This is a genomic window from Halomonas sp. G11, assembly GCF_001663515.1.
Lineage (GTDB): Bacteria > Pseudomonadota > Gammaproteobacteria > Pseudomonadales > Halomonadaceae > Vreelandella.
On record NZ_LYXG01000023.1, the window covers coordinates 128,050 to 152,609 of the forward strand.

Here is a 24,560-nt window from a genome sequence, read left to right on the forward strand (position 1 = left end):
AATGACCTTTCTCAGCCTGGCTTCGCCGGGCTTTTTATTGGCGTATAGTCAATGCCTGATATTGGTTACCTGCGCGTCGCTATCTGATTTACAGTGAAGCAAGCGTTTAACCACGGTAGTGACGGTGAACCACAGGGAGGTGATGCAACAATGGCAATCGAGGACGTGGGGCTGGCGCCGAGTACGCTGGTATTTGTCGTGCTGGGGTTAACATTGGCGGCCTTTGTATGGGGACGGTTTCGCTACGACCTGGTCGCCCTTTCCGCGCTTTTGGGGTCGGTGATGCTGGGATTGGTGCCCGCCGAAGATGCGTTTCTCGGTTTTGGCCATCCTGCGGTGATCACCGTTGCCGCCGTGCTGGTGCTGAGTAAAGGGTTCGAACGCTCTGGCCTGGTCGATATTATCGCCGACCAGATACTCAGGGTGGGGGAGCGTTTGATTCTCCAGTTGCTGGCGTTGGTGGGAACCGTCCTTGTGCTCTCGGGAATCATGAACAATGTCGGAGCGCTGGCGCTGTTGTTGCCCGTTGCCATGCGTATGGCGCGGGAACACGACACCTCTCCATCGCTATTGCTGATGCCGCTGGCATTTGGCTCGCTGCTGGGTGGGCTGACGACACTTATCGGTACCCCGCCGAATATCATTATTTCCAGTTATCGGGGTAACGTATCCGACGATACTTTCAGCATGTTCAGCTTTGCCCCGGTAGGAGGCGTCGTGGCGTTGGCCGGGTTGGCCTTTATCGTGCTGGTTGGCTGGCGACTAACGCCCAAGCGTAGCGGCCAGGCATCACCGGCGGATATGTTCGATACGGCCAACTATCTGGTAGAGCTCAAGGTCAATGATGAATCAAAAGCCAAGGGGTTGACGCTGCAGCAGCTTCGCGACGAGCTCGAAGAATCCATTCCGGTACTGGCGGTGGTGCGTGATGATAATCGCCAGGCGGGCTATTCGTTTCACGGCATGTTACAGGCAGGCGACATCCTGCTTTTGGAAGCCGGCCCTGAAGAACTAAAACTGCTGGAAGACAAAGCAGGGCTGAGCGCCGTCGCCGAGCTTGAACGGGATGACGAGGAGGATGAAAACCACGATTTAACCACGGAAGACGAGCAGGATTCTCACCCGCCTGTGGATACCGAGGGGCTACAGCTGGTGGAAGTGGTGGTGCGTAATGACTCCATGATGATCAACCGGAGTGTTCGTCAGTTGCGTCTCAATCACCAGTTTGGTCTGCATCTGGTCGCGGTGGCTCGGGATGGCACCCGGTTGAAGCAGCGCCTGCGGGATATTCGTTTTCAGACCGGGGATATCCTGTTGTTGCAGGGCGAGGAGAATGAAATTGCCGAAAGCCTGCCAGCGTTGGGTTGTTTACCCCTGGCTAACCGTGATCTGAACCTTGGCCAGCCACGCAAATTGCTGCTTTCGTTGGCTATTTTTGCGGCTGCCATCGTTGCTATGCTGCTGGACGTGTTGCCTGCTGCGGTGGCATTGAGTAGCGCGGCACTGGTGTCGCTTTTGATCGGTGTGCTGCCGCTTCGGGAAGGCTATCAGGCAATCGATGGGCCGGTGATCGTCCTTTTGGGGGCCATGATTCCGGTCGGCGAGGCACTGGAATCCAGCGGCGGGGCGGACTTGATTGCCCAGGCGTTGTTGCAATGGGGGACCGACTGGCCGGTGGTGGTTACCCTGGTGGGACTATTTATCCTTTCCATGCTGCTTTCCAATGTCATCAACAATGCCGCGGCGGCGCTGCTGATGGCGCCCATTGCCGTCAGCCTGGCGAGAGGGTTCGAGGTATCGCTCGACCCCTTCTTGATGGTGGTTGCGGTCAGTGCGTCCTGCGCCTTCCTGACCCCGATAGGCCATCAGTCCAATACGCTGGTGCTGGGGCCCGGGGGCTATCGGTTTGGCGATTACTGGAAGCTGGGGTTGCCGCTTTCGGCCGTCGTGCTGCTGGTGTCGATACCGATGATCCTGTGGGTATGGCCGCTGTCGGCATAATGTTCGTCTTCGAGCATCAATGGGCGTTATTTGATGGGAAATTTTGCTACGCTGCTATGTCTCAAAGCGAATGGTTGCAAAGTGAATGGTTTCAAAGTAAGTGGTTTTAAAGTAGATAGTTTTAAAGTAAATACGTTCTAAAACGAAAAAATAACGTCACGGGCTAGCTTATGAATCAACAGTTTCGTCAAGACGCGATCATCGAGCTGGTCCGCCAGCATGGGTACATGAGCATCGAGCAGCTCACTGACCACTTTGCCGTAACGCCACAAACCATTCGCCGCGATCTGAATACGCTGGCAAACGATGGCCGCGTTAGACGCGTTCACGGAGGAGTGGGGATTGAATCCAGTACGGTGAATACCGCCTACAGCACGCGCAAGACCCTGCACCTGGAAGAAAAAGAGCGCATCGCGCGGTGCCTGGCGGCGCATATTCCCAACGACGCATCACTGTTCATTAACATCGGTACCAGCAACGAAGTGATTGCTCAGGCGCTGCTCGATCATCAGGGGCTGGAGATTATCACCAATAACCTCAACGTCGCCGCGATTCTGCAGCACAAGGAAGATTTTACGGTGATCATTGCAGGCGGGCAGGTGCGCTCCCGGGATGGCGGTATTATTGGCGAGGCCACCATCGACTTTATCAACCAGTTCAAGGTCGATTACGGCATTATCGGCATCAGTGGCATCGACGAAGACGGCTCTTTGCTGGAGTTCGACTACCAGGAAGTACGCGTTGCCCAGGCCATCATCGCCAATTCACGGCGTGTTTATCTGGCCGCCGACTATTCCAAGTTTCACCGTAACCCGGTGGTACGCCAAGGCAATATTGCCCAATTGGATGCGCTGTTTACCGACCGTAAACCGCCTGAGGCCATTCAGCGCCTGCTGACCCAGCACGATGTCGCGTTGCACCTGGCCTGATTAGGTGAAGGCGGTGATGTTTTCATACTTGAGCATTGCTGGCGGCTGGCGTAGCCTTTGGTGATAATAATTCGAAAATAAATGTACAGAATCGAAACTACCAACAACAAAGTGAACGTGCCATGTCCTCCTATATACTTGCCATCGATCAAGGTACGACCAGTTCCCGCGCCATCTTGTTTGACCGTGAAGGTCAAGTAACTGCTGTCGCGCAGCAGGAATTTACCCAGCACTATCCCTACGACGGTTGGATCGAGCACGATCCTGAAGATATCTGGGACACGGTCGTTGCCACCTGCCAGGAAGTCGTCAAAAAGGCCGCTATCCAACCAGAGCAGATTGCCGGTGTAGGCATTACCAATCAGCGCGAAACCACCATTGTGTGGGACAAGCGCACCGGAAAGCCGGTTTATAACGCCATTGTGTGGCAGGACCGGCGTACTTCGTCGCTCTGCGAACAGCTGCGCGATGGTGGCCATACCGAGCGTGTGCAGGCCAAGACCGGCCTGCTGATCGACCCGTACTTTTCCGCCACCAAGCTTGCATGGGTGCTGGACAACGTCGAAGGGGCCCGAGCCCGGGCTGAGAAAGGCGAATTGCTCTTTGGTACCGTCGACAGCTTCCTGATCTGGCGATTGACCGGTGGTCACCATCACGTAACTGATGCCACCAATGCCTCGCGCACCGCCTTGTTCAATATCCACGAGCAATGCTGGGACGATGAACTGCTCGACCTGTTCGATATTCCGGCAAGCTTGCTGCCTGAGGTGAAAGACTCGAGCGATGATTTTGGCACCATGGATGCCCGCTGGCTGGGTGTTGAGCTGCCGATTGCGGGCGTGGCGGGTGATCAACAGGCAGCGCTGGTCGGTCAGGCGTGCTTTCAGCCGGGTATGGGGAAGAGTACCTATGGAACCGGCTGCTTCATGATCGTCAACACCGGGGACACACCGTCGCTGTCGCGCAACCGCTTGCTGACAACCATTGGCTATCGCCTGAATGGCAAGCCGACCTACGCCATGGAAGGCAGTATCTTTGTCGCTGGCGCCACGGTCCAGTGGCTGCGCGATGGGCTGAATTTATTTGCGGATGCGGCGGAAACCGAAGCCCTTGCGCGTAAAACCCGCCGTGGGCACAGCGTTTATCTGGTGCCCGCGTTTACCGGTCTCGGGGCACCGCACTGGGACCCCAAAGCCCGTGGGGCGATTTTTGGCCTGACCCGCGATACCGGGATTGCGGAAATTGTCGCCGCTGGTCTTCAGGCGGTCTGTTACCAGACGCGTGATCTCCAGCATTGCATGAACGACGATATGGAAGCCCCTCCCGGCAATCTGCGTGTCGATGGCGGCATGGTCAAGAATAACTGGGTCATGCAGTTCCTGGCCGACATGCTCAACGTGCAGGTGGACCGCCCCACGATTCTGGAGACCACCGCGCTGGGGGCCGCCTACCTGGCTGGCCTGCGGTTAGGCTGGTATCAGACCCTGGACGAGATAGAGCAGCTCTGGCGGTGCGAGCGCAGTTTTATACCGAGCATGGAGGAGGCAAACCGCGAACAGCTGTACCAAGGGTGGTTGGACGCGGTTTCCCGCGTGCGTTCAACGGATTGACCGATTCCCGCCAGAGGCCGCTATCGCCATAGCTGTGATAGCGGCGTCATCTTATTAACCCTTGGTCGACTGGTGTTGTCGGGTTGATGGCGTATACTGCTTTCGCTTTTCCAGGCCATCTCGGCCAAGTTTCTCGTCTTTATCAACGCCTTCCCGCGTATTGACCCTCTATCGTGAAATTCTATGACACCCTTTGGGGCTATTCGGCGCTTATGTAGTCGAGCTACAACGCTGCCTGCGGCCAATGAAGCATTGTGAGCTTTACGGCAGTGCACCATAGTGAAGTCATGGATCAGGGCGGTGTTTCGTTATCCCGATTGACCCTTCTGACCACTGCTACATTTGATGCGCTTTTGAATTACCCGGGCGCTTGAAGCGAAGGTCTTGTAACGCTTGTGACCTTATCGCAGTCACCGAACTGGACACTTATCCGGTCCAGCATGAGTAGCAACGTCACCATTCGTCATTAACAAGATGGCTGCTTAACGATTAACGACAATAGTAAGCAGCGGATGACCATACCATGAGGGTTTTACCATGAACTGCATCGAATTAAGCCAACAAGCCGACCGAATCGCCAATACGTTCAGCAAGCAGGACCTGGCCAAGCTGGTAGTAGCGCTAAAAGGACAGCGGGAGTCACTTCAGCACGCGGTTGAAGTCATCGACACCATTGATAACCGTATGGGGTACACCATTGAGGAAGCCTGGGACGAAGTGCTGGCAGGGGATTCCCAGCTGCTGGTTGAAAACGAAGAATAGCGACTAAAGATCAGTTTCTGACGCTCGTCACTTTCCTCTATCCCCCTGGCGGCCACCGTGAGGGGGATTTTATTTGCCCCTGCGTTTCCTGCCGCCGTTCTCTATGAGGGAACTTCCTGTTTGGGGGCATAGGGTTGGGCGGTATCCCGGTTCTGGGCGAAGTACGCCTCAAAACGCTCTTCGGCTTGCTCGCCAAAGAGAACACGGCAGGCTTCTTTCAACCCCTTGGAGTGGCGCAGTTGTTCGTGGTGAACCACGAGCGACACCTTGGCCCGGCGGCGCAGGAAATCCTCAAGCTGGGTGATCATTTCATGGTCACGGGCATGTTCAAGCTCGCAGCGGATATACTCCGTGCCCTCGATCAGAATGTCGGCTTCTGCCGGATCCTGGCGGATTTTTTCCAGCATGGGCATGGCCTGTTCGGCGTAACGCCGCCAAAGGCGTGATGAGAGAGGCTCTGACGATGTCGCTGCTGTCATGGCGTCCAGGTTCATGCGCTTGGCGTGATCCATGAACTGTTGTTTCACGGCATCGGGTGGCTCGCCATACCAGCGGAAGCCCTGGTCGGGTAGTTCGATCCCAAGCTTCGCGACAGCTTCAGCGATCTCGTCGCCCACGTTCAGGCAGTCGGTCAACTTGCCGCCAAAAATACTGATGTGTGCGCTATCCTGATTGGTATCGATCACATGCTTGCGGGATAGCTGGAGAAAGTCACGGTCGTTGCCTTGATCCGCCTTGATGGCCAAGGGGCGCACGCCACAGCGGGTAGAGATGATATCGGCCTGGCCTAGTGGCTTGTCGAGTGTCAGGCGCTTGTTGATGTTTTCCAGCACGAAGTCAATATCGTCAGCGGTAACATCCACCTCGGGGTGTTCCATGTGCGTATCGGTGGTCCCGATGCAGGTCCGGTTGCCCATGGGAATCACAAAGAACAGCCGCCCGTCGTCGGCGAAGAAGGCCAGCACACGCTGGGAATCCGTCAACTGGGGCACAATCAGGTGAATACCCTTGGAGTACAGGTGTTGATGGGTGGTCTTTTGCCCGGTCAGGGTATTGTGCTGATCGACCCAGGGGCCTGCTGCATTAATCAGGACCTTGGCACGGATATCGAAGGTTTGGCTATCCATCACGTTACGCGCCTTGGTGACCCAGACATTCCCTTCACGCTCGGCGCCCAGTGACTCAACATAATTGGCGGCAGTTGCCCCATGATTGAGTGCATGACGAACGAAATTGAAGACAAACCGGGCATCGTTGTCGTGCAGGTAGGCATCCGAATATTCAAAGCCGCCGACGGAGTCACCGACATCGATAATCGGTTCTTCCTGCTTGATAGCCTTGGGTGACAGCAAGCGGGGACGCTTGGTAAAGCCATTGCCCATCAGCCAGTAGAGCCAGGTACCAATCCACAAGTAGCGCGGTGAATGGCGAAACCCACGGGTGATGTTGGTCAGAAAACGAATTTCCTGAACAGTGGATGGGTAACTTTTAATTAAATGATTGCGGCTCTTGCAAAGCTTTCTGACCAATGCAAAGTCTTTGCTTTCCATGTATTTGATGCCTCCCCAAACGAGATTGGAGGAGTGCATGCTGGTGCTGCCAGCGAAGTCGCCGCGATCGATCAGGGCAACCTTGGCGCCTTTACCCGAGAGCGCAGCAGCGGTGGCGGCACCATTGATGCCGCCACCAATAATCAGTACATCGAATTCATCCGAATGTAGTTTCTCGATATTACGGTTACGCAGTTTCATAGCGGATCCAAATTAACAAAGAAAGCCCCGTTCACGGCGCTATATGGCGACCGCGCTGTTGGTAAATGTCGATAGAGGGTGCCGCCAATGAAGCCGGAAAGGGCGGGCCGTGGGGCCCGCCCAACCGGTATTAGCGCGTACCGGCCGACATCCATTCTTCCATCATTTCGTCGTAAGGCACGGTGGTGCCTTGCGGCATTTCGTCATCCAGCTTGGCTTTCGGTGCGCCATCCTGGTCCAGCCAGTACTGCGGGTCACGCTCTTCGTTCAGCACGGGGGCGTAGCTGTCGAAGACATCGGCACGGGCAAGCCGGTGCATGGTGCTATCCATATCCGCCGCCAGTGCATCTAGACCTTCCTGTGGCGTCACTTCGCCGCTCATGACCGGTGCAAGGTTTTGCCACCATAGGGGTGCCATGCGGGGATAGTCGGGAACGTTGGTGCCTGTCGGTGTCCAGTTGGACTCGTTGGGGCTGCGGTAGAATTCGACCAACCCGCCCAGCTTGGGCGCCATTTCGGTCATCTGCTCAGAGAAGATGTCGGACTCGCGGATCGGCGTCAGGCCGTGCATCAGCTTCTCGAGTGATACGGTCTTGGATACCGTGAACTGACCAAACAGCCACGCCGCTGTGCGACGGTCTTCGGGGGTAGAGTCAAAGAACGTCCAGGCGCCTACGTCCTGATAGCCAACCTTCATGCCCTCTTCCCAGTAAGGGCCGGTAGGCGAGGGCGCCATGCGCCATTTCGGGTTGCCTTCGTCATCGGTCACGGCAACATCGGGGTCGGTCATGTCGGCGGTGAAGGCGGTGTACCAGAATATCTGCTGGGCAATGTTGCCTTGAGCAGGTACCGGGCCGGCTTCACCGAAGGTCATGCCCTGAGCCTCTGGGGGGGCAAAGTCGCGCAGCCAGTCCACCGCTTTCTGCATGGCAAATACCGAAGCGGGCGAGTTGGTGGCGCCGCCGCGGCTGACGCTGGCGCCTACCGGCTGGCTATCCTCGTTGACGCGAATGCCCCAGTCATCCACCGGGTTGCCGGACGGCACGCCGGGGCTGCCCATACCGGCCATGGACAGCCAGGAGTCGTGGAAACGCCAGCCTAGTGACGGATCACGCCGACCGTAGTCCATGTGGCCATAGATCTTTTCACCGTCGATCTCGCCGACATGCTCGGAAAAGAACTCGGCGATATCTTCGTAGGCGGTCCAGTTGGTGGGCACGCCCAGGTCGTAGCCGTAAATGTCACGGAACTGTTCTTGCAGATCTTCGCGCTGGAACCAATCGTAGCGGAACCAGTAGAGGTTGGCGAACTGCTGGGTTGGCAACTGATAGATGCTGCCATCTGGGCCGGTTCCGTACTGGAGCCCAATGAAGTCGTCCAGATCCAGCGTGGGTAGCGTGTAGTCGGCCCATTCGTTTTCCATCGCCTCGGAAAGGTTGATGGTGGTGCCATAGCGGATGTGGGTACCGATGGCATCGGTATCGTTGACGAAACCATCGTAGATGCTGTTACCCGACTGCATCTGGTTTTGCATGGTGTCGACAACATCGCCTTCGCCGATGATGTTGTGAGTGACATTGATGCCGGTTAGCTCGCTGAATGCTTCAGCCAGCACTTCGCTTTCGTAGACGTGGGTGGTTAACCCCTCGGCCACGGTCTGGATCTCCATGTCGCGAAATGGTTCGGCTGCTTTGGCAAACCACATCAGCTCTTCGATCTGTTCCTCGCGGCTCAGGGTCGAGTTTTGGAAATGCTCGTCGACCAGCCGCTCGGCCACCGCACGTGCATCGTGGTCGTCTGCGGCTAGCGAACCGGATGCTAGCAGCAGGCTGGCGGCGAGGGTGGTGAGTTTGAAATTGTTATGTCGCATATAGACCTCGTTGTGTTGTGATCTTCCCTAATGTCGGAACCGTCCATGAGACCGCTTTTGGTTGTCGCACCGGTTATCCCCAGCGCATCAGCACCAACAGCCAGACAAGCGACGCTGCCAGCGCTAACCAAATTGATAATGAGGTGTAGCCAATCACGCCTAGGTGAATAAACGCAGCGGACAGCAGGCCAACAAACAGCCGGTCGCCACGTGTCGTGGAGATTGGCAGAAAGCCCTTGCGTTCAATGGTGGGCGAGACAATTTCCCAAACCGTCATCCCGGCCAGCATGGCGGCAATGGCGGAAAAGAAAATAGCGGTGGGCACCGTCCATACCATCCAAGACATACATCACCTCCTTAGGTACGACCCAGGGCAAAGCCCTTGGCGATATGGTTGCGAACGAAGTAGACCACCAGAATACCCGGCAAGATGGTCAGCACACCGGCGGCGGCGAGGGTGCCCCAGTCAATCCCCGACGCGGTGGATGTGCGGGTCATGATCATGCCAATGGGCTGGGCGTCGGTGGCTGTCAGCGTTCTGGCCAGGAGCAGTTCAACCCAGGAGAACATGAACAGGAAGAACAGCGTGACGCCGATACCCGAGCGAATCATCGGGATGAAAATCTTGACGAAAAAACGGGGAAAGCTATAGCCGTCGATGTAGGCGGTTTCGTCGATCTCCTTGGGCACGCTGCTCATGAAACCTTCCAGAATCCAGATCGCCAGTGGGATATTGAACAGGCAGTGCGCCAGTGCCACGGCAATGTGCGTGTCGAACAGACCCACCGAGTAATAAAGCTGGAAGTAGGGCAGCAGGAACACGGCGGGTGGCGCCATGAGGTTGGTCAGCAGCCAGAAGAACAGGTGCTTATCGCCAATGAAGCTGTAGCGACTGAAGGCATAGGCAGCAGGCAACGCCACACAAATGGTGATCAGCATGTTCATCAGTACATAGGCAATCGAGTTTACATAACCCATGTACCAGCTTGAGTCGGTAAAGATGCCGATATAGTTGTCAAAGGTGAGGTTCTCCGGCCACATGGTCATGGAGCCCAATATCTCGCTGTTGGTTTGCAGCGACATGTTGAGCAGCCAGTAGATGGGCAGGATCATCAGGACCAGGTAGATGCCCAGCAACAGGCGCGAGCGCAGCCTTGTTCTTGCATTGCGCTTGCGGCGTTGTGCCGGTGTGATGCGGCTGAAAATGGTGTTGTACTTTTCACCCTGCTGGGTGTTTTCCAGTTGATAGCTCATGTCACGCGCCTCCCTGGGAATGCTTGTCTTTCTGCATGTTCATGATGGCGGTATAGAACACCCAGCTCACCAGCAGGATGACCAGGAAGTAGATGATCGAGAAAGCAGCAGAGGGGCCCAGGTCCTGCTGGCCCACGGCCATGGTGGTCAACGATTGGCTCAGGAAGGTCGTTGAGCTGCCAGGCCCGCCGCCGGTCAGTACAAAGGGCTCGGCGTAAATCATGAACGAATGCATGAAGCGCAGCAGCACGGCAATGACCAGCACATTGGTCAGCTTGGGCAACTGAATGTAGCGAAATACCGCCCATTTGGAGGCACGGTCAATGCGCGCCGCCTGATAGTAAGCTTCGGGGATGGAGCGCAGCCCGCTATAGCAAAGCATGGCGACCAGCGGGGTCCAGTGCCAAACGTCCATCAGGATGATCGTCACCCAGGCATCGGCAGCGTTACGGGTAATGTTGTACTCGAGGCCCAGCTGGCGTAGGCCCCAGCCCATCAGGCCGATATCACCGCGTGTGAAAATCTGCCAGATGCTGCCCACCACGTTCCAGGGGATCAGCAGGGGCAGGGTAATCAGGATCAGCACTGCCGACGCCTGCCAGCCGCGTTTGGGCATGATCAACGCAATGCCTATGCCCAGGGGAACCTGGATCGCAAGAATGGTGAGCGAGAATATTATCTGGCGTAGAAACGCCGCTTGCAGGGCCGGGTCGTTGAGCATGGTTTCAAACCACTCGGTGCCGGTAAAGAAGCGGGCGTTGGCGCCCAGCACGTCCTGCACCGAGTAGTTGACCACGGTCATCAGCGGCACGATCGCGGAAAACGCGACCAGGACCAGCATTGGCAGTACCAATAGCCAGGCGCGGTTGTTATAGACTTTATTCATGATCTACCTCGACTCGGTATTCATCGACGTAAAGGCTCAGTTTGTCGTCGGGAAAACGGATATAGACGGTGTCACCCAAGTCAGGATGGTCTTCGGGCAGCCTGGCTTTGAAGGTTTGCTGATTGAGCGAGAAGGTGAGAATGGCGTAGGTGCCAAGGTCCTGCAGGTTCTCTTTTTGTACGGCAATCGTGTCGGGTTCAGGACTTGAGTGCACGTCGATGAACTCCGGGCGAATGCCGAGCTTGAGATTGTCGCTCTCGGCCTTTTTAAGCGTGGCCAGATAAGCATTGCTTAACGGCAGCGGCTGGTCGCCGAAATAGGCCGTATTTTGTGCCTGATCGTAGCGAAGCTCGAAAAAGTTCATGCCGGGGCTGCCGATGAAATAACCCACGAAGGTGTGTGCGGGCGTCTCGAATAGCTCCCTTGGGGTGCCGAACTGAACTACCTGGCCTTCATACATCACGGCGATCTTGTCAGCGAAGGTCGAGGCCTCGAGCTGGTCGTGGGTGACGTAGATCATGGTGATGTTAAAGCGCTCGTGGATTTCCTTGAGCTTGCGGCGCAGTTTCCATTTCAACTGAGGGTCGATGACGGTAAGCGGCTCATCAAACAGAATGGCAGTAACGTCGTCGCGGACCAGGCCGCGCCCCATGGAGACTTTCTGCTTTTCATCGGCGGTCAGGTTTTTGGCCTTGCGCGATAATAGCGGTGTCAACTCAAGGATGTCGGCGACTTCCAGCACCTTGGGTTTAACCCGGTACTCGGGGGTGTTCATGTTGCGTAGCGGGAAGGCGAGGTTATCGAACACCGTCATGGTGTCGTAGATCACCGGGAACTGGAACACCTGGGCGATATTGCGCTCTTCCGGTGGCAGTTCATTGACCCGCTGACCATCAAAGAGCACATCGCCTTCGGTGGGCGCCAGCAGCCCTGAAATGATGTTCAAAAGGGTGGATTTGCCGCACCCCGACGGCCCCAGCAAGGCATAGGCGCCGCCTTGATGCCATACGTGTTCCATATGGCGGATGGCGTAATCCTCGGCCGATTGGGGATTGGCGCTGTATGTATGCGCGAGTGTCTTAAGGACGATCTCAGCCATGGGCAACACCCTCCGTCTGAGCCAACGGGGTATGCACAATGTGGCCCTGCTGGTCGAAAACAAACAGTTTATGAGTGGGGAAATACACCTTGATGGGCTGATTGACCTTCAGCTCGTGTATCCCCAGAAGGTGCAATACCAGGGGGAAGTGCGCATGACGCGCATGGAGGAAGGTTTCGGACCCACTGATTTCGGCGACATCCACGGTGACCGGCAGTTCCAGGTCATCCGGGGCTTGCGGGGTCAGGCTCAAATGCGAGGCGCGAACCCCGAACTGGTAGTCCCCGGGAGGCAGCTTTTGCAAGGCATCGTCGCAGGTAAAGTGAGTGTCGTTATCGAAGGTGATCTCGTTGTCGGTGAGCCGGCCCGGCACGATGTTGATCGGCGGCTCGGAGAACATCTCGGCGCTGAGAATGCCGTTGGGTTGCCGGTAGATCTGATCGGTGGGGCCGTACTGAAGTAGCTTCCCTTCGTGAAGAATGGCCGTGTTGCCGCCGAGTGCCAGGGCCTCATTAGGCTCAGTGGTGGCGTACACGGCAATACAATTACGCACTTTGAACAGATCACGCAGCTCGTCGCGCAGTTCCTCACGGAGCTTATAGTCCAGGTTGACCAGCGGCTCGTCGAAGAGAATGACATCGGCATCCTTGACCAGAGCGCGGCCCATGGCGGTGCGCTGCTGCTGCCCCCCGGACAACTCCAGAGGGTAGCGGTCAAGCAAATGCTCGATATGCAGCATTTCAGCTATTTCGCCGACGCGCTTGTCAATTTCGCTTTTTGGCAGCTTGGCGAGTTTAAGTGGCGACGCAATGTTGTCGTAGACCGTTAAGCTGGGGTAATTGATGAACTGCTGATACACCATCGATACGTTGCGGTGGCGTACCGGTACCCCGGTGACGTCCTTGCCGTCCATCAAGATACGGCCTTGGGTAGGCGGTTCAAGGCCCGCCATCAAACGCATCAGTGTGGTCTTGCCTGCGAGTGTTCTACCCAGTAGCACATTGAAAGAGCCTGGCTCGAGTGCTAGGTCAACGTCGCTAATATAGGGAACACCGCCTACGGTATGGGCGATATTTTGCAAATGTAGAGACATGCGGATCTCGCTAGCGTCGTTGTTATTGGAGAATATCTAGCTTTCGTTTACGAAATCCTAGTTGATCGTTTTCGAACCTGCAATGCCTTTTATCGCTTTCGTTTGCTGAAAAGGCATGAAAATTCGAAAATTAAACGAAAGTCTAGGGTCAAAAAAAACCGGCCGCGATGGGCCGGTTTTGGGGAAGTGCCAGGGTAGCGCTATTTCACGCTGGCGGATGCCTCGATTGAGGGGGCATCCGACGTGGTCGTGGATTGATCAACGTCTTTGGCGTTGTGGTCAATCAGCGTCGACTTGTCGGTGGCAAAGGTTTCGTAGGGGAAGTCATCTACGGTGAGCATTTCAAGCACTTCCGCCTCGAACTCGCGCATGAACTGGGCGTCTTCTTCGCTGATCAGCTCAATGGCCAACGCGGCTTCTACCCGTGCTTCTGGGTGCAGGGCCGTCTGCGGCAGTTCACCCTTGGCATAGGCCTTGTTGACCGTCCGGTAGATCGCCTCGGCACGGTCGTAGTCCACCAGCAGGGCATTGTAACGGGCCAGCGGGTTGCGCTGTTCGCCGTCGTCGGCGTCCCAAGTGTTGTGCAACAGCTTGGTGCGCAGGGCGCTGTGGGTGGACACCCGCGTGGCGATATCCCGTGCATAGTCATCGTGGGGTTTGTCCCAGCGGCGACCGGTCGGCATCACAATCACTTTCAGCGTTTTGCCCAGCGCCCGGTTGGGCAGGTTATCGAAAATTTCCACGAACGCCTGTTCGGCACGCTGGAGCAGGAAGCGGCAGCTGTAATGCAGCAGGGCTTCCTCACCTTCCACCTTGTCACCCGCTTGCCACTGCTTGAGTACCATGGAGGCAAGGTAGAGGTTGGAAAGCACATCGCCGAGGCGCGCCGAGAGCATTTCGCGCTTTTTCAGGGCCGAGCCCAGGCTTGCCATGGCCGCATCGGCGCACAGCCCAAAGCCTGCGGAGAGGCGGGCAATGTCCTGTGCATAGGCCGTTGCAGGCCCGTCAAATGGCACCTGGGGTTTGCCGATACCGAAGCCTAGCGTAAAGGCGCGCGCAGCGTTGCCGAAGATAAGGCCCGCATGGCTGAAGAACGCCTTGTCGAATGCCTTGATATCGTTGGCGTCCTTGGCGGCGAGCTCCTCGAGCACGTAGGGGTGGCAGCGGATCGCGCCCTGACCGAAGATCATCAGGTTGCGGGTCATGATGTTGGCGCCTTCCACCGTGATCGCCACCGGGTTGGCGCTGTAGCCGATCCCCAGGTAGTTGCGTGGGCCCAGGGTGACCGCCTTGCCGCCATGTACGTCCATGGCATCGGCCAGGATGTCACGCTGGAATTCGGTCAGCTGGCTTTTCAGAATCGCCGAGGGGACCGCGGGCTTCTCGCCGTGATCGATCAGGTTGGCGGTCTGGTAGACCGTCGCCTGAGAGATGTAACCCAGCGACGCCATCCGCGCCAGGGGCTCCTGAACGCCTTCCATTTCCGCCACGGGCACGTTGAACTGACGACGCACGCGGGTGAAGCCGCCGCTCCAGCCCAGCGCATAGCGCGCCGTGCCGGTGGCGCCGGAGGGCAGGGTGATGCAGCGGCCGATGGACAGGCACTCGACCAGCATGCGCCAACCCTGACCGATCATGTCGGGGCCGCCGATGATCGTATCCAGCGGCACAAAGACGTCCTTGCCTTTGATCGGGCCGTTCATGAACGGACTGCCGATCGGGTGGTGACGGCGGCCGATTTCCATGCCGTCGGTATCGCGGGGAATCAACGCCAGGGTAATGCCGCGGTCTTCTTCATCACCGAGCAGGTGGTCGGGGTCAAATAGCCGGAAAGCAAGACCGACAACGGTGGCAATGGGCGCCAGCGTGATCCAACGCTTTTCAAAGTTGAGGCGCAGACCGAGGACTTCTTTACCGTCAATCATTTGCTTGCACACGACCCCGGTGTCCGGCAGCGAGGTGGCGTCTGAACCGGCACGCGGGCCCGTCAGGCCAAAGCAGGGGATTTCACGGCCATCGGAAAGGCGCGGCAGGTAGTGATCTTTCTGTTCCTGGGTGCCGTATTTGAGCAGTAGTTCGCCTGGGCCCAGCGAGTTGGGCACACCGACGGTGACCATCAGCGTCTCATTGGCAGATAGCTTTTGCAGCACCATGGATTGGCCCTTGGCTGAGAAGCCCAGGCCGCCATACTCCTTCGGAATGATCATGCCGAAGAAGCCTTCTTTCTTCAGGTAATCCCAAAGCTGCTGGGGCAGGTCTGCACGTTCGATGGCGATATCCCAGGCATTGCACATGCCGGCGGCTTTCGCGCACTGGTTGTCGAGGAAGGCTTGCTCGTCTTCACGCAGGCCGTCGTCTTTAAAGTTGAGCAGCTTGTTCCATTGGGGCTTGCCGGAAAACAGCTCGCCATCCCAGGAAACCGTGCCCGCTTCCAGGGCGGTGCGCTCGGTATCGGAGACCTTGGGCGCGACTTTCTTGAACATTGCAAACAGCCGCGGGGTCAACCACTGGCGGCGTAGCGCAGGAAGGCCGGCAACGGCCACAGCGGCGGCGCCCAGCAGTAAGAGCACGCCAATGACGGCGGCATCGAACACCAGGCCAACAAGACCCAGCACGGCAAGCACGACCAGGGCGGCGGTTGCACCGGCTTCGCGGCGCATCACCGCGAGCAGGCCAACAGCCGCCAGCACGATCAGTAGTAGGGTGAGCATAGTGCCTCTCCATATGTTGAGGGATAGTGTTGAAGGATACGATATGGTTAATAATGCACAGATTTAAACAGATGTTTGAATATTGGCAGACCTGCGCCACCCAGTGCAAGTATTTCGATGCGTTAAAGGGACATAAAAAAACGTCGCAGCGCTGGGCTACGACGTTTTAGAGTTTTGCTAACCAGACTTGGTTCAGTGGCGTTTGGCTGGTGCGCCGTTGGCGACGTAATAGTCGACGTTGGCCCGGGGCAGGGGCTCACGTTCACGAATCCGGTCGGCGATCTTTTCCGCCAGCATGATGGTGGGGGCATTCAGGTTGCCGGTGGGAATCACCGGGAACAAGGACGCATCGACCACGCGCAAGCCGTCAATGCCATGGACGCGGCCCTGGCCATCCGTGACTGCCATTTCGTCGTTGCCCATCCGGCAGCTACCACAGGGGTGATAGGCGGTTTCGGCGTGCTGTTTGACAAAGGCATCGAGTTCGGCATCCGACTGCACGTCCGGGCCGGGGGCGATTTCGCGGCCACGGTATGGATCAAAGGCTGGCTGGGCGATGATGTCGCGGGTCAGGCGAATGGCGTCGCGGAACTCTTGCCAGTCTTTGTCCTTGGCCATGTAGTTGAACAGGATGCTGGGCGCCGCATGGGGATCTTTCGAGGTCAGGCGAATGCGGCCGCGGCTTTCCGAGCGCATGGAGCCGACGTGGGCCTGGAAGCCGTGGGCCTGCACCGCGCTCTTGCCGTTGTAGCTGATCGCGATGGGCAGGAAGTGGTACTGCAGGTTGGGCCACTCTTCCTCATCGCGGCTGCGGATAAAGCCACAGGATTCAAACTGGTTGCTGGCACCGATACCGGTCCCCTTGAACAGCCACTCGGCGCCGATTTTCGGCTGGTTGTACCATTTGAGCGCCGGGTAGAGTGAGATAGGTTCTTTGCACTCGTACTGGATATACATCTCCAGGTGGTCCTGAAGGTTTTCACCCACGCCAGGGAGGTCGTGAACCGTCTCGATATCGAGCTCTTTAAGCAGTGCCGGGTTGCCAATACCCGAACGCTGAAGAATCTGCGGTGATGCGATAGCACCGCCACACAGCAGCACTTCACGACGAACGTAGGCCTGCTGTTTCTCGCCTTTTCGCTCATAGCGCACGCCCACTGCACGCTTACCCTCGAACTCGATTACATCGGTCACCGCGTGGGTTTCGATGATCAGGTTTTCGCGCTGCTTGGCGGTATCCAGGTAGCCACGTGCCGTCGACGCTCGGCGGCCGTTAGGCGTCACAAAGCGGTCCATGGGGCCGAAGCCTTCCTGCTGATAGCCGTTGACGTCGTCGGTCTCAGGGTAACCCGCCTGTTTGCCTGCCTCGATAAAGGTGCGATAAAGCGGGTTATTGCCCGCCTTTGGGGTTGTCACGCTGACCGGGCCATCGCCGCCGTGATAATCGTTTGGCCCGATATCGCGGCTTTCACTTTTCTTGAAGTAGGGCAAACAGCTTAAATAGTCCCAGTCTTCAAGGCCGGGCTGTTTGGCCCAGTTGTCGTAATCAAGGGCGTTGCCGCGGATATAGCACATGCCGTTGATCAGCGAGGAGCCGCCCAGGCCCTTGCCACGGCCACACTCCATCCGGCGGCCGTCCATATGCGGTTCCGGGTCGGTTTCAAATGCCCAGTTGTAGCGTTTGCCCTGCAGCGGGAAAGCCAGGGCAGCGGGCATTTGGGTACGAAAATCAAAGCGATAGTCAGGGCCGCCTGCTTCCAGCAGCAGCACGCTGACGTCACTGTCTTCGGTTAGGCGAGTCGCAAGCACATTACCTGCGGAGCCTGCACCAATAATGATGTAATCAAATTCACGTGGTTGAGACATACTGATTCACCGGGACTTATAGGGGGAGGGGGCGACTCTGGGGGTGGCTTGGCTACCCCCAGCGCTCTTGGTTCATGAGTTCGTGTGTTGTAAACAGTTAAAACACAGACTCAAACGGCCCCATCTCGATCTGTACGGACTTGGTCTGGGTATAGTGATTCAGTGTCTCGACACCGTTCTCGCGACCAATGCCCGATTCTTTGTAGCCGCCAACTGGCATTTCGGACGGTGACTCGCCCCAGGTATTGACCCAGCAGATACCCGCTTCCAGCTGATGGATCACCCGGTGGGCGCGGTTCAGACTTTCGCTGAAGACTCCGGCGGCAAGGCCGTAGGTGGTGTCATTGGCGCGGCGAATCACCTCTTCCTCGTCATCAAAGGCGAGTACCGACATCACCGGGCCGAAAATCTCTTCGCGTACGATACGCATGTCATCGGTGCAGTCGGTGAATACCGTGGGCGCCGCCCAGGCACCGTTGGCCCAGCTGCCGCTGTTCCAATCCTCGCCGCCCACCAGGACCCGTGCACCTTGCTCTTTGCCCAGGGCAATATAAGAGAGCACTTTTTCCTGATGCTCAAAGCTGACCAGCGGACCAAAGTTGACGCTGGGATCCAGCGGGTCGCCTGCCTTGATACGCTTGACGCGTTCCACCAGTTTGGCTTCAAAGGCGTCTTTGACGCTGCGTTCCACAAACACGCGGGTGCCGTTGGTGCAGATTTGGCCGGAGGAATAGAAGTTGGCCATCATGGCCGCATCGGCGGCGCGGTCGAGGTCGGCATCGGCAAATACTAGCAGCGGTGATTTGCCGCCCAGTTCCATGGTGACGTCTTTAAGCGTCGATTCGGCCGCGGCTGACATGACCTTCTTGCCGGTACCGGCTTCCCCGGTGAACGTCACCTTGTCGATACCTTTATGCGCGGTGAGCATTGCGCCCACACGGCCATCGCCCTGCACCACGTTGAACACGCCGTCGGGGAGGCCCGCTTCGGTGAAGATTTCGGCAAGCTTCATGGTGGTGAGCGGCGTGACTTCGCTGGGCTTGAACACGATCGCGTTGCCTGCCGCCAGCGCCGGGGCGGCTTTCCAGCAGGCAATCTGGATAGGGTAGTTCCAGGCCCCTATGGCCCCAATGACACCCAGCGGCTCGCGGCGGGTATAGACAAAGGAGCTATCGCGAAGGGGAATCTGGCTGCCTTCAATCGCGGGTGCCAAACCAGCGTAGTATTCAAGCGCATCAGCACCGGTCACGACATCGACGCTTGCGGTTTCGCTGATTGGCTTGCCTGTGTTGAGCGTTTCAAGCTCAGCCAGTTCGTCATTGCGCTCGCGCAGGATGGCAACGGCACGCAGCAGAATGCGCGCGCGTTCCATGCCGGTCATGGCGGCCCACTGACGTTGGCCGTTGCGGGCGGCCTCGACCGCGCTGTCCACGTCGGCCTGGCTTGCCTGGCCGACGGTTGCCAGCAGGCTGCCATCGAAGGGGTTGGTGATGGTAAACGTATCGCCTGAGGTGGCATCAACCCGGCGACCATTAATGTAAAGAGGCTGTATATCTTGAGCGGCCATGATGGTCTCCTTAATAAGTTTTGGTCATGGAGGCACGTGGTTGGCATCCATGGTGAGCAAGTAACTGGTCTAGGTAGTTATGGGCCAGGTGTCGGGCTTCGTCGGCATCCAGACCTTCTGGGGTAAGGGCACCGCGTAGCCAAAGGCCGTCAATCATGGCGGCCAGACCCCGAGCCGCGTTGCGAGCATCCGCCCGCGGCATCACCTGGCGAAATTGGTGGCATAAATTGGTGTACAGGCGACGGTCATTGACATTTTGCAAGCGTTGCAGCATCGGTTTGTGCATGCTGCTTGCCCAGAAAGCGAGCCAGGTCTTGGCGGCCGGGCCGGTGACCTGAGTTCGGTCGAAGTTGCCTTCAATAATCGCGCCAATATGGGCGCGGGGCGTGTTGTCTTCCAACGCGTGCCGACGCATGGAAATGGCGTGGTTAAGGTCGGTCAGAATCTGGCGCATGGTGGCTTCCAACAAGCCATCCTTGCCACCGAAATAGTGGCTGATAATGCCTGCTGATACCCCTGCATGGCGGGCAATCCGCATGACAGTGGCTTCCGCCAACCCAACCTCGTCAATAGCCGCCATGGTGGCGTTAATTAACTGCTCGCGGCGTATTGGTTCCATTCCAACCTTAGGCATGGCTATCTCCTGTCGCGTTGAATGCCTATCCACCCATAACCTTGAAAAACAACGGTAGGCATGATTACCTAACAATGATGGCATTTTTTTATTGAACGTTCAATCAATAAAAAGGTGTTAGTTGCCGCTTCGATATCAATGCGGGGCGGGAGATCGATAATCTGATGAAAAGGGGACGCTGAATGAAGAAAGCACATTTGAGCATGATGGGGGCGGTTGTCGTCACGGCAGGACTTCCTTCTCTGGCGATGGCTAATGAATGCAGCACGGTTCGCTTTGCAGAGGTAGGCTGGACCGACATTACCGCTACCACGGCGCTTGCTAGCGAAGTGCTTGAAGGCATGGGCTACGAAGCACGCGTGGATACCGTGTCGGTGCCCATTGCTTACTCAGGCATGGAAAACGGTGATTTCGATGTTTTCTTAGGTAATTGGATGCCTTCCATGGCCTCCATCAGTGACCCTTACGTCGAGAAAGGCACCGTTGACCGGCTATCCGCCAATCTCGAAGGGGCCAAGTACACCCTGGCCGTGCCGCAATATGTTTATGATGCGGGCGTTACCTCGGTGGAAGATCTAGCCGACCATGCGGATAAATTCGACAACAATTTGCATGGCATTGAAGCAGGCAATGACGGCAACGAATTGATCCAGCAGATGATCGACGACGATGCCTTCGGCCTTGGCGATTGGCAATTGGTCGATTCCAGCGAGGCCGGGATGCTTGCCGAGCTGCGGGCGCGGGTGCCCAACGAAGACTGGATGGTGTTCCTGGGTTGGGAGCCACACCCCATGAACACCAACTTCGACATGGCGTACCTTGAAGGGGCAGGTGACTACTTCGGCCCTGATCTGGGTGGCGCAACGGTGTATACCAACACCCGTGGTGGTTACGTGGAAGAGTGCCCCAACGTCGGTGAACTGCTCAACAACATGACCTTCACGCTCGAGATGGAAAACCAGCTGATGGGTGAAATCATGGACGAGGGTGAAGATCCCCGTGATGCTGCCCGCGCTTACCTGAAGGAAAATGACGAACTGCTAGGCGAGTGGTTGGCTGGTGTGGAAACCATCGACGGCGAGCCTGCTGAAGAAGCGGTGCGTAACGCACTGCAATAAACGGTGCCTGGGGCAAAAGGCAGGTCGATAACGGCTTGCCTTTTGCCATCAAGATAGGCACAATGCGTCTCCGCTGATGTCGGAAAGGCTACGTAGCTCAGTTGGTTAGAGCACATCACTCATAATGATGGGGTCCCCTGTTCAAATCAGGGCGTAGCCACCACACAGCGTAGGCAGACTCGCAAACGAGTCAGCTGTTATGGTGGCCCCTTAGGTCCTCCCGCAACGCTAAACTGCAAACCCCGCCAGGCCCGGAAGGGAGCAACGGTAGTGGTGGATGCGTGTGCCGGGATGTGGCTTTTGGGGCCGCCTCCATTTCAGCACCATTATTTATTGTTTAGTTGTCTCTCAACCAGCCCCCCTCGCACTACCTCTCAGCTTTATCTTTCGCTGGTTACCCCTTGTTTGGCCTTTGCGCCTGACGATGAGCCGCGTGTGATTACTGGTGAGCGCCGCTCTGTCCACCACATCCAGATGATCGACACCAGCGTAATGCCGAAACACAGCATCCACACCGTGGTGGCGATTCCGGTGATATCCACCAGTGCACCAAACATGATGGGCAGGAAAAAACCGCCCAATCCACCGGCCAGCCCGACAATGCCGGAAACAAGCCCCAGATTTTCGTGGTACTCGTTGGAGAGGTATTTGAATACCGACGCCTTACCAATGCCCCAGGCGATACCCACCACAAATAATGCCGCGGTAAACAGCCATACCGGTATGCCGAATCCGAACTCAACACGACCTGCTCCACCCGCTGCCTCAACGCTGTAGCGTGTTTCCGGGTAGGACATGATAAACAAGGCAATCAGGCTGGCCCAAAGGCACGTCCAGGTAACGTTATGGGCACCGAAGCGGTCGGAAAGCCAGCCACCGAAGGCGCGGATGACTCCGGACGGCAGCACGAAAATGGTGGCGATCACCGCCGCCAACTGAATACCAAAGCCGTATTCGGACATGTAATAGCGGGTGAGCCAAAGCGACACGCCGACATAGCCGCCAAATACGAGCGAATAGTACTGGCAGTACTTCCACACTTTAGGATCGTTGAGGATTTTGATCTGCTCGCGCAGGGGTACTTTTCCAGGGCTGCGGTGGGCCGGATTGGTGAAGGTGAAACACCAGAAGAGGATTGCGGTGACCAGCATGATCGCCGCGTAAATATTCGGCACCGCCTGCCAGCCGAGCATCACAATCACCGTCGGGGCGATAAACTTGGTCACCGCCGCCCCCGCGTTACCGGCACCAAAGATGCCCATGGCAAGCCCCTGGCGATCGCTTTCAAACCACTTGGCGGTATAGGTGATACCTACTGAAAAGGCCCCGCCAGCAAGGCCGATAAATGCCCCTAGCGTAAGAAGTTGCCAGTACTGAGTGGCGAATTGAACGAGCCATACGGCGGGTATAATCAGCAGCAGGATAATAAAAAACACCGGTCGGCCGCCGTATTGGTCGGTCATTGCGCCCAGGGGCAGGCGTGATAGTGCGCCGGTCAGGATGGGGACGGCGGTCAGGATGCCGAACTGGGTGCCATTCAGGTTAAGTTCTTCTGCAATCGGCACGCCTATTTCGCCAAACATCGTCCACACCATGAAGCACATGGTGAAGGCAAAGGTGTTGGCGATCAGCACCGAGGTTTGTTGAAAACGTTTTGACGCCATGTTGGCCTCTCTTGAAATTGGGGTGGCGTTAGTCGCTAGGCGGGCAGCGCTTTAGGTCTACGGGTTTTTGACGTAGGCGTTTTTGCGCAGATAAAACCACCAGTTAACGACCAGACAAATGGCGTAGAACACGGCAAAGCCATACATCGCCAGTTCCGGTGTGCCCGCTTTGATTTGATCGCCAATCACCCGCGGCGCTATAAACGCGCCGTAGGCGGCGATAGCCGAGGTCCAGCCGAGTACCGGTCCTTTCTGCTGGGCGTCGAAAATCACCCCGATGCTGCGAAAGGTCGAACCATTGCCGATACCACTGGCGGCGAAAAGCACAATGAATAGCAATAGGAATATCCAAAAGAACTGATTTGGATCGGTGGCGTTGTAGGCCAGCATCATCACATAGCCGCAGGCAACGGAAGCCACCACCATGATGGCCGAGATCACCTGGGTGACAATCGAGCCGCCGACCTTGTCGGATATCCAGCCGCCCACCGGGCGAATCAGTGCCCCGACAAAGGCGCCTATCCATGACCAGGTCAGCGCGCTCGGTGCATCGGGGTTGGTGACACGGGTCATGCTGCCGTCAGCGGCGACGTCCATCATGTTGCCGAAAATAATGTTGATCGAGAGGGGGAGTGCGGCCGAAAACCCGATAAAAGAGCCAAAGGTAAGGATGTAAAGCACCGTCATCGACCAGGTGTGCTTGTTGGAGAAAATACCGAACTGTTTTGTGATCGCCGGCTTGATATCGCCCGGCAGCAGCCGCAACAGCGCCAGCGTGACTACAATCGTCAGGGGCAGGGCAAACCACATATTGATATACCCGAGTGCCAGGACGCCCACGATGGATGTCAGGATGCCCACCGCGTATAGCCCCAGAATCTTGCCGAATGCCTGAAGAGGGTTGCCTGGGTTGGGAGTGATAGGGCGAAGGTTGTTCATTCCAAACCAGCCGGCGATTGCCAGCGGTAAAAGAAACAATAGCCATATAAAACCGGCGTTTTGAATCCAGGTGTCGGTGCCAGCCTCAATGCGACCGATAAGCGTGCCGCTCGCACTTTCCAGCGCCATGGGCTCGCCTGCCAGCGCGCCGAACAGGCCGACCGTCATGACCAGTGGCACGAGAATCTGCATGGTGGTCACGCCAAAATTACCCAGCCCGGCATTCATGCCTAGCGCATAGCCTTGCTGCTGTTTGGGGAAGAAGTTGGAAATATTGCTCATCGAGCAGGCGAAATTCCCCCCGCCAATGCCGGAAAGCAGCGCAAGTGCCTGAAACACCCAGAAAGGCGTTTGCGGGTTCATCAGCGCAAAACCGGTGCCGGCCGCCGGTATGATCAACAGCGCGGTGGTTAAAAAGATGGTATTGCGACCGCCGGCAATGCGGATCATGAATGATGCAGGGATCCGCAGCGTGGCCCCTGCCAACCCGGCGATGGCGGTGAGAGTGAAAAGCTGATCGTTCGAAAAGGGGAACCCCAGGTTTAGCATCTGGGTGGTGATCATTCCCCACATCATCCAGACGGCAAAGCCAAGCAGGAGACTGGGAATGGAAATCCACAGGTTTCGAGTGGCGGTTCGCTTGCCCTGCTGATCCCAGAATTGCGGATCCTCAACGTCCCAGTGTTCTATGTCGGCATTGTGTTTGGCCATTCGCTACCCCCTTTGGACGCAAGTGCTGCAAAGCGCAGTGCCTTGCAAGATACGCCTTGGCTTGATCCGGGAAAACGGGGGAATAGAGGGGTGTT

The 24,560-nt window shown here is 57.1% G+C and carries 18 protein-coding genes, 1 tRNA gene and 1 other RNA gene; 7 read left to right on the plus strand and 13 right to left on the minus strand.

Going from position 1 to position 24,560, the window contains the following annotated elements:
- Window positions 1-150 precede the first annotated feature (150 nt).
- From ADS46_RS11505 to ADS46_RS11520, 4 genes are all read left to right on the plus strand, one after another.
- On the plus strand, window positions 151-2,001 hold the full coding sequence (locus tag ADS46_RS11505) for an SLC13 family permease (protein WP_066320275.1): 1,851 nt from the start codon (window positions 151-153) through the stop codon (window positions 1,999-2,001).
- Between the two features lie 170 nt (window positions 2,002-2,171).
- Complete coding sequence (locus tag ADS46_RS11510; RefSeq protein WP_066320278.1) at window positions 2,172-2,930, plus strand: DeoR/GlpR family transcriptional regulator; 759 nt, start codon at window positions 2,172-2,174, stop codon at window positions 2,928-2,930.
- A gap of 122 nt (window positions 2,931-3,052) precedes the next feature.
- Entirely contained in the window at window positions 3,053-4,540 is a 1,488-nt protein-coding gene (glpK, locus tag ADS46_RS11515; protein WP_066320281.1) for a glycerol kinase GlpK, read from the plus strand.
- A 537-nt stretch (window positions 4,541-5,077) separates the two neighbouring features.
- Window positions 5,078-5,302, plus strand: a complete 225-nt coding sequence (locus tag ADS46_RS11520) for a hypothetical protein (RefSeq protein WP_066320283.1) — start codon at window positions 5,078-5,080, stop codon at window positions 5,300-5,302.
- 101 nt (window positions 5,303-5,403) lie between these two features.
- Here ADS46_RS11520 and ADS46_RS11525 read toward each other — a convergent pair whose 3' ends face one another.
- From ADS46_RS11525 to betI, 11 genes are all read right to left on the minus strand, one after another.
- Complete coding sequence (locus tag ADS46_RS11525) at window positions 5,404-7,053, minus strand: glycerol-3-phosphate dehydrogenase/oxidase (protein ID WP_066320285.1); 1,650 nt, start codon at window positions 7,051-7,053, stop codon at window positions 5,404-5,406.
- A 130-nt stretch (window positions 7,054-7,183) separates the two neighbouring features.
- A complete protein-coding gene (locus ADS46_RS11530; RefSeq protein WP_066320287.1) occupies window positions 7,184-8,923 on the minus strand; it encodes an ABC transporter substrate-binding protein in 1,740 nt (579 codons plus the stop codon).
- Between the two features lie 73 nt (window positions 8,924-8,996).
- Entirely contained in the window at window positions 8,997-9,269 is a 273-nt protein-coding gene (locus ADS46_RS11535) for a DUF2160 domain-containing protein (protein WP_027335582.1), read from the minus strand.
- Between the two features lie 11 nt (window positions 9,270-9,280).
- Window positions 9,281-10,177, minus strand: a complete 897-nt coding sequence (locus ADS46_RS11540) for a carbohydrate ABC transporter permease (protein ID WP_066320289.1) — start codon at window positions 10,175-10,177, stop codon at window positions 9,281-9,283.
- A gap of 1 nt (window position 10,178) precedes the next feature.
- The gene (locus ADS46_RS11545; protein ID WP_066320293.1) at window positions 10,179-11,063 is read right to left on the minus strand and encodes a carbohydrate ABC transporter permease; all 885 of its coding nucleotides are present in this window, start codon (window positions 11,061-11,063) and stop codon (window positions 10,179-10,181) included.
- A complete protein-coding gene (locus ADS46_RS11550; RefSeq protein ID WP_066320296.1) occupies window positions 11,056-12,162 on the minus strand; it encodes an ABC transporter ATP-binding protein in 1,107 nt (368 codons plus the stop codon). The genes ADS46_RS11545 and ADS46_RS11550 overlap by 8 nt, the downstream gene beginning before the upstream one ends.
- Window positions 12,155-13,255, minus strand: a complete 1,101-nt coding sequence (locus ADS46_RS11555; protein ID WP_066320297.1) for an ABC transporter ATP-binding protein — start codon at window positions 13,253-13,255, stop codon at window positions 12,155-12,157. Before ADS46_RS11555 ends, ADS46_RS11550 begins: the two co-directional genes overlap by 8 nt.
- Window positions 13,256-13,455: 200 nt before the next feature.
- The gene (locus ADS46_RS11560; RefSeq protein WP_066320299.1) at window positions 13,456-15,966 is read right to left on the minus strand and encodes an acyl-CoA dehydrogenase; all 2,511 of its coding nucleotides are present in this window, start codon (window positions 15,964-15,966) and stop codon (window positions 13,456-13,458) included.
- A 192-nt stretch (window positions 15,967-16,158) separates the two neighbouring features.
- Window positions 16,159-17,832 (minus strand): choline dehydrogenase, encoded by a 1,674-nt coding sequence (betA, locus tag ADS46_RS11565; RefSeq protein ID WP_066320300.1) that lies wholly within the window; start codon window positions 17,830-17,832, stop codon window positions 16,159-16,161.
- Window positions 17,833-17,929: 97 nt separating this feature from the next.
- On the minus strand, window positions 17,930-19,399 hold the full coding sequence (gene betB / locus ADS46_RS11570) for a betaine-aldehyde dehydrogenase (protein ID WP_066320301.1): 1,470 nt from the start codon (window positions 19,397-19,399) through the stop codon (window positions 17,930-17,932).
- A gap of 10 nt (window positions 19,400-19,409) precedes the next feature.
- A complete protein-coding gene (gene betI / locus ADS46_RS11575; RefSeq protein ID WP_199825225.1) occupies window positions 19,410-20,033 on the minus strand; it encodes a transcriptional regulator BetI in 624 nt (207 codons plus the stop codon).
- 203 nt (window positions 20,034-20,236) lie between these two features.
- Here betI and ADS46_RS11580 point away from each other — a divergent pair, with 203 nt between their 5' ends.
- From ADS46_RS11580 to ffs, 3 genes are all read left to right on the plus strand, one after another.
- Window positions 20,237-21,151, plus strand: coding sequence for a choline ABC transporter substrate-binding protein (locus tag ADS46_RS11580; protein WP_420706136.1), 915 nt, complete (start codon window positions 20,237-20,239; stop codon window positions 21,149-21,151).
- 86 nt (window positions 21,152-21,237) lie between these two features.
- Window positions 21,238-21,314: transfer RNA gene (locus ADS46_RS11585), tRNA-Met, on the plus strand.
- 46 nt (window positions 21,315-21,360) lie between these two features.
- An RNA gene (gene ffs / locus ADS46_RS11590) (signal recognition particle sRNA small type) lies at window positions 21,361-21,457 on the plus strand.
- Between the two features lie 74 nt (window positions 21,458-21,531).
- On the opposite strand, the gene ADS46_RS11595 is transcribed toward ffs, so the two are convergent.
- Both ADS46_RS11595 and ADS46_RS11600 read right to left on the minus strand, forming a co-directional pair.
- Window positions 21,532-22,815: an MFS transporter gene (locus ADS46_RS11595; protein ID WP_082926070.1), complete on the minus strand. Its 1,284-nt coding sequence runs from the start codon at window positions 22,813-22,815 to the stop codon at window positions 21,532-21,534.
- 57 nt (window positions 22,816-22,872) lie between these two features.
- Window positions 22,873-24,465, minus strand: coding sequence for an antiporter (locus tag ADS46_RS11600; RefSeq protein ID WP_066320308.1), 1,593 nt, complete (start codon window positions 24,463-24,465; stop codon window positions 22,873-22,875).
- Between the last annotated feature and the right edge of the window lie 95 nt (window positions 24,466-24,560).

Bases quoted from the DNA above. Each gene is read 5' to 3' on its own strand.
- ADS46_RS11595 (WP_082926070.1), bottom strand. From the start codon at position 22,815: ATGGCGTCAAAACGTTTTCAACAAACCTCGGTGCTGATCGCCAACACC.
- ADS46_RS11535 (WP_027335582.1), bottom strand. From the start codon at position 9,269: ATGTCTTGGATGGTATGGACGGTGCCCACCGCTATTTTCTTTTCCGCC.
- ADS46_RS11530 (WP_066320287.1), bottom strand. From the start codon at position 8,923: ATGCGACATAACAATTTCAAACTCACCACCCTCGCCGCCAGCCTGCTG.
- ADS46_RS11545 (WP_066320293.1), bottom strand. From the start codon at position 11,063: ATGAATAAAGTCTATAACAACCGCGCCTGGCTATTGGTACTGCCAATG.
- betA (WP_066320300.1), bottom strand. From the start codon at position 17,832: ATGTCTCAACCACGTGAATTTGATTACATCATTATTGGTGCAGGCTCC.
- glpK (WP_066320281.1), top strand. From the start codon at position 3,053: ATGTCCTCCTATATACTTGCCATCGATCAAGGTACGACCAGTTCCCGC.
- ADS46_RS11600 (WP_066320308.1), bottom strand. From the start codon at position 24,465: ATGGCCAAACACAATGCCGACATAGAACACTGGGACGTTGAGGATCCG.
- ADS46_RS11540 (WP_066320289.1), bottom strand. From the start codon at position 10,177: ATGAGCTATCAACTGGAAAACACCCAGCAGGGTGAAAAGTACAACACC.
- ADS46_RS11520 (WP_066320283.1), top strand. From the start codon at position 5,078: ATGAACTGCATCGAATTAAGCCAACAAGCCGACCGAATCGCCAATACG.
- ADS46_RS11505 (WP_066320275.1), top strand. From the start codon at position 151: ATGGCAATCGAGGACGTGGGGCTGGCGCCGAGTACGCTGGTATTTGTC.
- betB (WP_066320301.1), bottom strand. From the start codon at position 19,399: ATGGCCGCTCAAGATATACAGCCTCTTTACATTAATGGTCGCCGGGTT.
- ADS46_RS11525 (WP_066320285.1), bottom strand. From the start codon at position 7,053: ATGAAACTGCGTAACCGTAATATCGAGAAACTACATTCGGATGAATTC.
- ADS46_RS11580 (WP_420706136.1), top strand. From the start codon at position 20,237: ATGATGGGGGCGGTTGTCGTCACGGCAGGACTTCCTTCTCTGGCGATG.
- ADS46_RS11555 (WP_066320297.1), bottom strand. From the start codon at position 13,255: ATGTCTCTACATTTGCAAAATATCGCCCATACCGTAGGCGGTGTTCCC.
- ADS46_RS11560 (WP_066320299.1), bottom strand. From the start codon at position 15,966: ATGCTCACCCTACTACTGATCGTGCTGGCGGCTGTTGGCCTGCTCGCG.
- ADS46_RS11510 (WP_066320278.1), top strand. From the start codon at position 2,172: ATGAATCAACAGTTTCGTCAAGACGCGATCATCGAGCTGGTCCGCCAG.
- betI (WP_199825225.1), bottom strand. From the start codon at position 20,033: ATGCCTAAGGTTGGAATGGAACCAATACGCCGCGAGCAGTTAATTAAC.
- ADS46_RS11550 (WP_066320296.1), bottom strand. From the start codon at position 12,162: ATGGCTGAGATCGTCCTTAAGACACTCGCGCATACATACAGCGCCAAT.